At 75.8% G+C, this 11100-nt stretch carries 9 protein-coding genes; 5 read left to right on the top strand and 4 right to left on the bottom strand.

Going from position 1 to position 11100, the window contains the following annotated elements; genetic code table 11:
• Together ACI797_RS13795 and ACI797_RS13790 are read right to left on the bottom strand one after the other, a co-directional pair.
• The coding region (locus ACI797_RS13795; RefSeq protein WP_456859225.1) for an AAA family ATPase at positions 1-1518 on the bottom strand (1518 nt) is incomplete at its 3' end.
• Positions 1515-2663 (bottom strand): exonuclease SbcCD subunit D, encoded by a 1149-nt coding sequence (locus tag ACI797_RS13790; protein ID WP_456859224.1) that lies wholly within the window; start codon positions 2661-2663, stop codon positions 1515-1517. The genes ACI797_RS13795 and ACI797_RS13790, both read right to left, overlap by 4 nt.
• A gap of 132 nt (positions 2664-2795) precedes the next feature.
• Here ACI797_RS13790 and ACI797_RS13785 point away from each other — a divergent pair, with 132 nt between their 5' ends.
• A complete protein-coding gene (locus tag ACI797_RS13785; RefSeq protein WP_456859223.1) occupies positions 2796-5243 on the top strand; it encodes a protein kinase domain-containing protein in 2448 nt (815 codons plus the stop codon).
• A gap of 11 nt (positions 5244-5254) precedes the next feature.
• Here the strand turns inward: ACI797_RS13785 and ACI797_RS13780 are convergent, their stop codons facing one another.
• Positions 5255-5815: a PH domain-containing protein gene (locus ACI797_RS13780; protein WP_456859222.1), complete on the bottom strand. Its 561-nt coding sequence runs from the start codon at positions 5813-5815 to the stop codon at positions 5255-5257.
• Positions 5816-5864: 49 nt separating this feature from the next.
• On the bottom strand, positions 5865-6692 hold the full coding sequence (locus ACI797_RS13775) for a biotin--[acetyl-CoA-carboxylase] ligase (RefSeq protein WP_456859221.1): 828 nt from the start codon (positions 6690-6692) through the stop codon (positions 5865-5867).
• 43 nt (positions 6693-6735) lie between these two features.
• On the opposite strand from ACI797_RS13775, the gene ACI797_RS13770 reads away from it, so the two are divergent.
• The 4 genes from ACI797_RS13770 to ACI797_RS13755 all read left to right on the top strand — a co-directional run bounded on the left by ACI797_RS13770 (position 6736) and on the right by ACI797_RS13755 (position 11100).
• Positions 6736-8361, top strand: coding sequence for an acyl-CoA carboxylase subunit beta (locus tag ACI797_RS13770; protein WP_456859219.1), 1626 nt, complete (start codon positions 6736-6738; stop codon positions 8359-8361).
• Positions 8358-8582, top strand: coding sequence for an acyl-CoA carboxylase subunit epsilon (locus tag ACI797_RS13765; protein ID WP_456859218.1), 225 nt, complete (start codon positions 8358-8360; stop codon positions 8580-8582). Before ACI797_RS13770 ends, ACI797_RS13765 begins: the two co-directional genes overlap by 4 nt.
• 73 nt (positions 8583-8655) lie before the next feature.
• Complete coding sequence (locus ACI797_RS13760; RefSeq protein WP_456859217.1) at positions 8656-9264, top strand: Maf family protein; 609 nt, start codon at positions 8656-8658, stop codon at positions 9262-9264.
• Between the two features lie 69 nt (positions 9265-9333).
• Positions 9334-11100 carry an acetyl/propionyl/methylcrotonyl-CoA carboxylase subunit alpha gene (locus ACI797_RS13755; protein ID WP_456859216.1) on the top strand — a complete coding sequence of 589 codons (1767 nt, stop codon included), beginning with the start codon at positions 9334-9336 and terminating at the stop codon, positions 11098-11100.

Here is an 11100-nt window from a genome sequence, read left to right as displayed (position 1 = left end):
CCCCCGCCCGCCGCGCCCCACGCCCCCCCCCCCCCCCCCCCGCCCGCCCCCCCCCGACCCCCCCCCGGCCCCGCCCCCCCCCCACACCACCCGGCCCGCCCCGCCCCCCCCCCCGGCCGCGGGCAGCCGGCCGGCCAGCCGCTCGGCGGTGCGGGCGGCGGCCAGCGCGGCCGCCGCGGCGTCGGCGGCCGCCTGCTCGGCCGGCAGCCGCACGGCGGCCTCGGTGGCCCGCGCCAGCTCCTGCTGGGCGGCGGCGAGCCGGTCGGGCCGGTCGGCGGCCGCCTGCGCGCCGGCCCCGCACCGGCGCTCCAGGTCGGCGATCTCGCGGTCGAGGCGGCCGAGCTCGCGGCGCAGCCCGTCGGCGCGATCGGCCTCGGGCAGCAGCGACCGGACGGCGGCGGCGTCGTCGCGCAGCCCGCGGGCGACCAGGGCGTCGGTCGGTCGGCCCCCGCTCCCGGCGAGCCAGGCCGTGCGGGCGGCCGCGAGCCGCTCGGCGGCGGCGGTCGCGCGGGCGGCCGTCGCCGCGGCCGCCTCGAGGACGTCGCGCAGCGCCTCGGCCCGCCGGCCCGCGTCGCGCCGGGCCCGCAGCGGCGCCAGCTCGGCCTCCCGACCGGTGAGCCGGGCCAGCTCGGCCCGGGCCCGCTCCCGGCGGGCGTGCCGGTCGGCGAGCGCGCGGGCCGCGGCCAGCTCGGCCTCCAGCGCGGCCGAGTCGGCGGCGGCGGCGTCGGCGGCCGCACCGGCCGCGGCGAGCTCGGCGTCGGCCCGGCTCCGCAGGCCGGCCACCCAGGTGCCCACCCGGGCGGCGGGCGCGGCGCCGACCAGCTCGGGCGCCAGCTCCTCCGGCACGTCGGCGTCGGCGATCTGGGCCACCCGCGCCAGCAGCGTGCTGGTGTGCAGCCGCTCGGCGCGCAGCGCCTCGTCCGCCGCCCGGCGCTCGGCGGCCAGCCAGTCCTCGGCGCGGGCGAACCGGTCGACGTCGAACAAGGTGGACAGCAGCCGCGCGCGGTCCTCGGGCTCGGCGCGCAGGAACCGCGCGAAGTCGCCCTGCGGCAGCAGCACCACCTGGCAGAACTGCTCGGCGGAGAGCCCCAGGCGGGCGCCCAGGTACTCCGAGCCCTCGTCGATGCGGGTGCTCACCGGCTGCCAGGTGTCCCCCGCCCAGCGCTGCACGGTGAGCCGGGCCGGCTCGACGGTCAGCCCGGTGCCGCGCTTCTTGGGGCGCGCCTGCTCGGGACGGCGGATCACCCGGAGCCGCTCACCGGCCAGGGTCAGCTCGCACGTGACCTCGGTGCGCGTGGCGTCGTCGGCGTGGTCGCTGCGCAGCCGCTTGTCGTGCCCGCGCACGCCGGGGACGGTGCCGTAGAGGGCGAAGACGACCGCGTCGAGCAGCGTGGTCTTGCCCGCCCCCGTCGGCCCCCACAGCAGGAAGAGCCCGTCGCGGGCGACGTCGTCGAGGTCGAGGGTCGCGGTGCCCGGGAACGGGCCGAAGGCGGTCAGCGAGAGCGAGTGCAGCCTCACCGGGCGGCCGCCTCCCGGTCGGCGGCGCCCAGCGCGGTGGCCAGCAGCCGGCGCTCGGCGGGCACGGCGTCGACACCGCGCACGTGCCGCACGAACTCCTCGGTGATCTCCAGGTCGCTGCGGTTGCGCAGCCGCTCCCGGTAGCTGCGGCCGTCGGCGGCGCCGGCGGCGCCGGCCCACTCCAGGTGCACGCAGTGCGGGAAGCGGGCCTGCAGCCGGCGCATGGGGTCGGCCGGCCGGGCCGGGTCGGTGAGCTTGGCGGAGACGAAGTGCCCCTCGACGGCGGCGTGCTCGGGCCTCTCGAGCAGTTCGGCCAGCGTGCCGGTGAGCACGGTCAGCGGCCGCGGCGTGGGCAGCGGCACCGGGCGCACCCCGGCCAGCCCGGAGGCGTCGAGGTCGACCAGCCACGCCTGCTTGGCCTGGCCGGCCTCGCCGAAGGAGTAGGCCAGCGGGGAGCCGCTGTAGCGCAGCCGGGGGCTGAGCGTCTGCGGCCGGTGCAGGTGCCCGAGGGCGACGTAGTCGACGCCGTCGAACGCCCCCGCCGGCACGAGGTCGACCCCGCCGACGCAGATGTCGCGTTCGCTGTCGCTGGGCTCCCCGCCGCCCACGAACGCGTGCGCCAGCACGACCGAGCGCGCCCCCGGGCGCAGGAACAGGTCGGCGCGCACCCGCTCCATGGCCTCGGCCACGACGCCGGCGTGGCTGCGCACGCCCGGGACGCCGAGCTCGAACCGGGCCACCTCGGGCTCCAGGAACGGCAGACCGTAGATCGCCACGTCGCCGTGCTCGTCGGCGAGCAGCACCGGCTCGTCGAGCCGGGGGACGGCGGCCCGCACGTGCAGCCCGGCGACGGCGAGCAGCCCGGAGAAGGTGCCCAGCCGGCGGGCGGAGTCGTGGTTGCCCGGCGTGAGGACGACGGTGGCGCCGGCGGCCAGCAACCGGCCGACGACGCGGTCGAGCACGGCCTGCGCGTCGGCCGAGGGCACCGCCCGGTCGTAGACGTCGCCGGCGACCAGCACGACGTCCACCGACTCGGCTACCACGACGTCGACGAGCGCGCCGAGGACCGCCTCCTGGTCGGCGAGCAGGTCGGCGCCGTGCAGGGACCTCCCGATGTGCCAGTCGGAGGTGTGCAGCAGGCGCATGTGCCGGACGGTAGGCGTCCGCACCGACGAATTCACCCTGGCGACCGCGCCGCCGGCACGCCCGTCACCGGTGACACAGGAGTCCCCCGGCTCCTAGCATCGGCCGCACCCCCGCCGACAGGAGGGCGACCCGTGCACCTCGCCCCGGGCGACACGGTGGCCGGCTACACGGTCGTGCGCGAGCTCGGCAGCGGCGGGATGGGCGCGGTCTACCTCGTCCGCCACCCCCGGCTGCCCCGCCTGGACGCGCTCAAGCTGCTCCGCCGCGAGCTCTGCGACGACCCCGACTTCGCGCGGCGGTTCATGCGCGAGGCCGACGTCGTCGCCGGGCTGTCGCACCGCAACATCGTCGGCGTCCTCGACCGGGGCGATGACGGCGGGCAGCTCTGGCTGGCCATGCAGTACGTCGACGGGATCGACGCCGAGACCGCCCTCGAGCAGGCCGGCGGGCTCCTGCCCGCCCCGCGGGCGGTGCACGTCGTCACCGAGGTCGCCGCCGCGCTCGACGCCGCGCACCGCCGCCAGCTGGTGCACCGCGACGTCAAGCCGGCCAACATCCTGCTCGGCCGGATGGCCGAGGACGGCGGTGACGAGCCCGAGCAGGTGTTCCTCACCGACTTCGGCATCGCCAAGCCGCTGGACCGCGCCACGCGGCTCACCCGCACGGGCATGGTCATCGCGACGTTCGACTACGCCTCGCCGGAGCAGATCGCCTCCGAGCCGCTCGACGCCCGCTCCGACGTCTACTCGCTGGGCTGCGTGCTCGTGAAGCTGCTCACCGGCACCGTGCCGTTCCCCGGGGACACGGCGTTCGCCGCGCTGCACGGCCACCTGGGCCTGCCGCCGCCGCGCGTGACGGATCGCGTGCCCTGGCTGCCGCCGAACCTCGACGACGTCGTCCTGCGCGCCCTGGCCAAGGACCGCACCCAGCGGTTCGGCACGTGCCGGGAGCTGGCGTCCGCAGCGGCCGCCGCGCTGGACCGGCTGCCCCCGGCGCCGGCCCCGCCGCTCACGCTGTCGCTGGTGCCCGGCCTCGGGACGACCACCGCGGTGCGACCGGTCAGCACCGAGCGGATGCCGACGGCGGCGATCGAGCAGCTGACCGGTCTGCTGCGGCGCACCCGCTTCCTGGACCTGCCCGAGGTGGTCCCGCCACCGCGACCGGAGGGCGGGAGCGGCCGGCGCACGGCGCTCGAGGTGACCTCAGGTGCCGGCCGGCACCGGGTCGAGCTCGACCTGGACGACCCGCGTCTGCCGGCGGAGTTCGGCGAGCTGGTCGCGGCGGTCGAGAAGCTCGGCTCCGCCCCGGTGCGGGAGCCCGAGACCGTGGTGGAGCGAGCAGGGCCGCTGCCGCTGCCGCCGCCGCCTCGGCCCGTCGCGGTGCAGCCCCCGGCACCCCCGCCGCGGTCGCCCCGGCAACGGCTTCCCGACGTCCCGGCGCCCGTGCCGGACCGCCCGGTGCACCCGGGCACCCCTGTCGGGCCGACCTCCCGGCCGGCGCCGGCGGGCCGAGGGGGCCGCGGTCCCTGGGTGCTGGTCGCGGTGGTCGTCGCGGTCCTGGTCGCCGCCGGGGGGACCTGGTGGTTCCTGCAGCAGCGCGAGCCCGGCGGCGGAACGGGCGCCGGCGGCTCCTCCTCGGCGACCTCCACCTCCGGCACGTCGTCCTCGGCCGCGACGACGACCCCGGTGCCGCCGGCGCAGGCGGCGTTCGACGCCCTCCCGCGGGCCGGGGCGCTGCCCGGCAACGTGCTCGTCGTCCCCCGGATCGTCGACGGCGCCACCGACCTCTACCTCGTGGACGCCGACACCGGCGCCACGACGCTGCGGCTCACCTCCGCGCCGGGGGGTGCCATCGGCCCCGTGGTCTCCCCCGACCGGCAGACGGTCGTCTACCAGCACGCCACCGACTCCGGTGGCGAGCTGCGCGCGGTCGCCAGCGACGGCAGCGACGACCGCCCGCTCTTCGAGGGGGACGTCGGGTGCCCGCGTCCCGGCCGACCGGCCTGGAATCCCGCCGACCCGACGCAGCTGGTGGTGGCGTGCTCCACCGACGAGGGGATCTCGCTGCGGCTGCTGACCCTCGACGGAGCCACCGTGCGCACGCTGGACCCGGGCTCTGCTCTCGTCGACGACCTGAGCGTCTCACCCGACGGCACGCTGCTCGTCTTCTGGGGGGCGCCCGACACGAACCCCCTCGGCGGCGACCTGTTCACGCTGCCCCTCGACGGCAGCGCCGGCGCGCAGCGGATCACCGACTCCGCGGCCGACGCCGACCCGGCCTGGTCGCCGGACGGGGCCCGGATCGCGTTCCGGCGGGCCGCCGGATCCGGGGAGAGCCGGATCCTCACGGTCGCCGCCGACGGCTCCGGCGAGCAGCGGCTGACGGCCGCCGGCGCCACCGACCAGGACCCGATCTGGTCACCGGACGGCGACCGGATCGCGTTCAAGAGCAACCGGCCGGGCCCCCAGGCCTCCTCCGGCGACCACATCTGGGTGATGGCGAGCGACGGCAGCGACCAGCGCCAGCTCGACGACGGTGGCGGGACGGCGACCAACGCCCCCGCGTGGGGGAACCGCTGAGCCCTTCCGGCTCAGAGCCGGCGGGTCTGCTGCCAGCCCTCGTCCTCGCCGCGGATGTACCCGGCGTTCTCCCGGGCCCGCCGGTCGGCGTCCTCCTCGATCATGTGGTTGAGCAGCTGCTGGACGCCGTCGCTGTCCGGGATGCTCTTGAGCACCGTGGCGCCGCTGTCGCCGGCCGACTCGATGGTGAGGGTGCCGGAGTTGATGATCCGGTCCCACAGCGTCTGCCGGTAGGAGACGTCGGTGATCCGGGACAGCCCGATGTCGCGGCCGTGCCGGGCGAGGATCCCCTGGCGGAACAGCAGCCGGTGGGTGGTGACGACGTAGTGCGTCGTGCGCCACCGCAGCAGCGGGACGACGACGAGGACGAGCAGCAGCAGGAGCGCGACGCCGACGATCACCAGGCGCCAGACCCCCTGCTGCCGCCCCTCGGGGATCGCCGCGGTGCCGAACGAGGCGGCACCGACGACGAGCAGGAACAGGACGACGGGCCAGAAGATCGTCAGCCAGTGCGGGTGCAGGTGGCGGACGACCTCTTCGTCCTCGGCGAGGAGCTTGTCGGGGTACGGCACGCCGACAGGATGACGCAGCCGCGCGCATTCGGCCGGTAGGCCGACGATGTCATCGTCGGCGCACGTGCCGCACGTCCCCCGACGCCAGCTCGACGCTGCCGTCCGCGGTGGCGACCACCAGCCGGCCGTCCCAGTCGACCGCCTGCGCCACGCCCTCGACGACCGTGCCGTCGGGCAGGGTCACGGCCACCTCGGTGCCGACGGTCGACGACCAGGCGAGGTAGTCGCGCGCCAGCTCGGAGGCGACCGGGTCGCCGAGGGCCTCGACCCAGCGGGTGTAGCGCCGCTCGAAGGCCCGCAGGTAGGCCAGCAGCACCGGGCCGCGGTCGACCGCAGTGCCGGTGACGACCGACAGGGAGGTGCCGGTGTCGGGCAGCTCGGTGGTGTGGGTGTTCACGTTGAGCCCCGCGCCGACGACGACGGCGCCGCTGGCGGCCTCGGCGAGGATGCCGGCCAGCTTGCGCCCGTCGAGGGCGAGCAGGTCGTTGGGCCACTTCAGCGAGGCGCGGACGCCGGTCACCTCCCCCACCGCCTCGGCCAGGGCCACCCCGGTCAGCAGCGGCAGCCAGGCCCGCCGGGCGGCCGGCACGTCCGGGCGGACGAGCAGCGAGACGGTCAGGCCGGCGCGCGGGGGTGACACCCACGTGCGGTCGAGGCGGCCCCGGCCGGCCTCCTGGTGCTCGGCGACGAGCACCAGGCCCTCGGGGGCGTCCTCGGCGGCGCGGGCCAGCAGGACGGCGTTGGTCGAGCCGATGCTCTCGACCACCTCCAGCGCGGTCCACAGCCGGCTGTCGCGGGTGAGCGCGGCGGACAGCGCGGGCCCGTCGAGCCCGGGCCGGTCGAGGTCCGACCAGCGGGAGGAAGGCGCGTCGGGCACGTCACTTACGCTACGGCGCGTCCGAGCCTGTCGAGGAGGCCCCGTGAGCGCCGAACTGCAGAACGCCGGAGACGCCGTCCCCGACGACGTCGACATCCACACGACCGCGGGCAAGCTCGCCGACTTCGAGCGGCGCGTGCAGGAGGCGACCCACGCCGGCTCCGAGCGGGCGGTGGAGAAGCAGCACGCCGCCGGCAAGATGACCGCCCGCGAACGGATCGAGGCGCTGCTGGACCCGGGCTCGTTCACCGAGTTCGACGAGTTCGCCCGGCACCGCTCCACCAACTTCGGGCTGGAGTCCCGCCGGCCCTTCGGCGACGGCGTCGTCACCGGCTACGGCACGGTCGACGGCCGGCCGGTGGCGATCTTCTCCCAGGACGTCACCGTCTTCGGCGGCAGCCTCGGCGAGGTCTACGGCGAGAAGATCGTCAAGGTCCTCGACTTCGCCATGACCAACGGCTGCCCGGTGGTCGGCATCAACGAGGGCGGTGGCGCGCGGATCCAGGAGGGCGTGGTCTCCCTCGGCCTGTACGGGGAGATCTTCCGCCGCAACGTGCACGCCTCGGGCGTCATCCCGCAGATCTCGCTGATCATGGGCGCCGCCGCGGGCGGGCACGTCTACTCCCCCGCGCTCACCGACTTCACGGTGATGGTCGACAAGACCAGCCAGATGTTCATCACCGGCCCCGACGTGGTGAAGACCGTCACCGGCGAGGACGTCACCCTCGAGGAGCTCGGCGGCGCGCGCACGCACAACACCAAGTCCGGCGTCGCCCACTACCTCGGCGAGGACGAGGCCGACGCGCTGGACTACGTCAAGGCGCTGCTGTCCTACCTGCCGAGCAACAACCTCGACCCGCTGCCCGCGGTCGAGGTCGGGCCGGTCGACACCGTGCTGCCCGACGCGCTGACCGACGAGGACCTCGAGCTCGACACCTTCGTCCCCGACTCGGCCAACACCCCGTACGACATGCACACCGTCATCGAGCACGTGCTCGACGACGGCGAGTTCCTCGAGGTGCAGGCGCTGTGGGCGCCGAACATCCTGATCGGCTTCGGCCGGGTCGAGGGTCGGCCGGTGGGCGTGGTGGCCAACCAGCCCACGCAGTTCGCCGGCACGCTCGACATCGACGCCAGCGAGAAGGCCGCGCGGTTCGTGCGCACCTGCGACGCGTTCAACATCCCCGTGATCACCTTCGTGGACGTCCCCGGCTTCCTGCCCGGGACGTCGCAGGAGTGGGAGGGGATCATCCGCCGCGGCGCGAAGCTCATCTACGCCTACGCCGAGGCCACCGTGCCGAAGATCACCGTCATCACCCGCAAGGCCTACGGCGGCGCCTACGACGTCATGGGCTCCAAGCACCTCGGCGCCGACCTCAACCTGGCCTGGCCCACCGCGCAGATCGCCGTCATGGGCGCCCAGGGCGCCGTCGGCATCCTCTACCGCAAGGAGATCGCCGCGGCCGACGACCCCGACGCCCGCCGCGCCGAGCTGATCACCGAGTACGAGGACGCGCTGCTGTCCCCGTACATCGCGGCCGACCGCGGGTACGTCGACGCGGTGATTCCGCCCTCGCACACCCGCGTCCAGGTCACCAAGGCGCTGCGCGTGCTGGCCAACAAGCGCCAGTCGCTGCCGGGCAAGAAGCACGGGAACATCCCGCTGTGAGCGCCGCCGAGACCCGGCCGCAGCCCCTGCTGCGCGTGGTCCGCGGCGAACCCACCGCCGAAGAGCTGGCCGCGCTGACCGTCGTCGTCGCCGCGCTGTCCCAGCGCCGCGCGCGCAAGCGGCCGACACCGGTGGGGGCCTGGGGGTCGTACGGCGACGCCCACCGCGCGCCGGTGCGCCCGGGCCCGGGTGGCTGGCGGGCGTCCGGGAGGTTCGCATGAGCGAGCGTGCGAGCTCCTGCGAACAGATGACGCAGCCGCGTACGCGGCCGACGAGCGCCAGCGAGGAGGACGCGTGAGGGACGTGCGCAGGCTCGTCCTGGGCAGCGCCTCGCCCGCCCGGCTGACCCTCCTGCGGCAGGCCGGGCTCGCCCCCGAGGTCGTCGTCAGCAACGTCGACGAGTCCGCCGTGCAGGCGCCGCGGGTGACCGAGCGGGTCTCGCTGCTGGCCGCGGCCAAGGCCAAGGCGGTGGCCGAGCAGGAGACCGACGCCCTCGTCATCGGGGCCGACTCGCTGCTGGAGTTCCGCGGCGAGGCGTACGGCAAGCCGGCCGACGTCCACGAGGCGCGCGACCGCTGGCAGCGGATGGGCGGGCACAGCGGCGTGCTGCACACCGGCCAGGCGCTCTTCGACGTGCAGGACGGCGCCGTGGTCAGCCGCGACGTCGCCGTCGTCTCGACCGTCGTCCACTTCGCCTCCCTCACACCGCAGGAGCTCGAGGCGTACCTGGCCACCGGAGAACCCCTCGCCGTGGCCGGCGCCTTCACCCTCGACGGGCTCGGCGCGCCGTTCGTGCGGCGGGTGGAGGGCGACCCGGCGGCGGTCGTCGGGCTGTCGCTGGCCACCCTGCGCACGCAGCTGGCGAAGCGCGGTCTGGCGCTCACCGACCTGTGGCGTCGGTGACACCCCGTACCGGCCGCTGAGAGGCCCTGGCTACAGTCCGCAGACGGCCGACTTCCGAGGAGGACACCGGTGCAGAAGGTCCTGATCGCCAACCGCGGGGAGATCGCGGTGCGGGTGGCCCGGGCGTGCAAGGACGCCGGCCTGACCAGCGTCGCGGTGTACGCCGAGCCCGACCGTGACGCCCTGCACGTCCGCGTGGCCGACGAGGCGTTCGCCCTCGGCGGGACGACGCCCGGCGACTCCTACCTCGTCATCGACAAGATCATCGACGCCGCGAAGCGGTCCGGCGCCGACGCGGTCCACCCCGGCTACGGCTTCCTCTCCGAGAACGCCGACTTCGCCCGCGCGGTCCTCGACGCCGGGCTCACCTGGATCGGTCCCTCCCCCGAGGCCATCATCGCCCTCGGCGACAAGGTGCAGGCCCGGCACATCGCGATGAAGGCCGGCGCCCCGCTGGTGCCCGGCACCAAGGACCCGGTCGAGGACGCCGAGGAGGTGATCGCCTTCGCCGAGGAGCACGGCCTGCCGGTGGCGATCAAGGCCGCGTTCGGCGGCGGCGGCCGCGGCCTCAAGGTGGCCCGCACCCTCGAGGAGATCCCCGAGCTGTTCGACTCGGCGGTGCGCGAGGCGGTGTCGGCCTTCGGCCGCGGCGAGTGCTTCGTCGAGCGGTTCCTCGACAAGCCGCGGCACGTCGAGGCGCAGGTGCTCGCCGACACCCACGGCACCGTGGTCGTCGTCGGCACCCGCGACTGCTCGCTGCAGCGGCGCAACCAGAAGCTGGTCGAGGAGGCGCCCGCGCCGTTCCTCACCGACGAGCAGCGCGAGCGCATCCACTCCTCGGCCAAGGCCATCTGCGCGGAGGCCGGCTACCACGGGGCCGGCACCGTGGAGTACCTCGTCGGCGTCGACGGCTCGATCTCGTTCCTCGAGGTCAACACGCGCCTGCAGGTGGAGCACCCGGTCAGTGAGGAGACCGCCGGCGTCGACCTGGTCCGCCAGCAGTTCCGGATCGCCGACGGGCTGCCGCTGGAGATCACCGAGGACCCGACCCCGCGCGGGCACAGCATCGAGTTCCGGATCAACGCCGAGGACGCCGGCCGCAACTTCCTGCCCGCCCCCGGCCCGGTCACCCGCCTGGAGATCCCGCAGGGCCCGGGCGTGCGCTGGGACTCCGGCGTCGAGCAGGGCGGCGAGGTCGCCGGCGCGTTCGACTCGATGCTCGCCAAGCTGATCATCAGCGGCGCCACCCGCACCGAGGCGCTGCAGCGCGCCCGGCGGGCCCTGGACGAGCTGGTGGTCGAGGGCATGCCGACGGTGATCCCGTTCCACCGCGCCGTCGTCCGCGACGAGGCGTTCACCAGCGAGCCGTTCACCGTGCACACCCGCTGGATCGAGACCGAGTGGGACAACCAGGTCGAGCCCTACGGCGCCGGCCCGGCCGAGCACGAGGAGCCCGCACCGCGGCAGACCGTCGTGGTCGAGGTCGGCGGCCGCCGGCTGGAGGTCTCGCTGCCCGCCGGACTCGCGGCCGGCGGCGGGGGCGGTGCCGCCGGTGCCCCGGCCAAGCCGCGCAAGCGCGGCTCCGGCCACGGCGGCTCGGGGGCGTCGGGTGACTCCCTCACCTCGCCCATGCAGGGCACGATCGTCAAGGTCGCGGTCGAGGACGGCGCCACGGTGAGCGCCGGGGACCTGGTCGTCGTCCTCGAGGCGATGAAGATGGAGCAGCCCATCACCGCGCACAAGGACGGCGTCGTCTCGGGCCTGTCCGCCGAGGTCGGCGCCACCGTCACCAGCGGCGCCGTCCTCTGCACCATCGCCGACGCCCCGCAGGGTTGA

This window comes from Geodermatophilus sp. SYSU D00691, from assembly GCF_054050275.1.
Note: the sequence above shows the minus strand (reverse complement) of the source record. Positions and strands in the feature narration are given on the sequence as shown.

Excerpts from the sequence above, each read along its gene's own strand:
- ACI797_RS13790 (WP_456859224.1), bottom strand. The coding sequence starts at position 2,663 with ATGCGCCTGCTGCACACCTCCGACTGGCACATCGGGAGGTCCCTGCAC.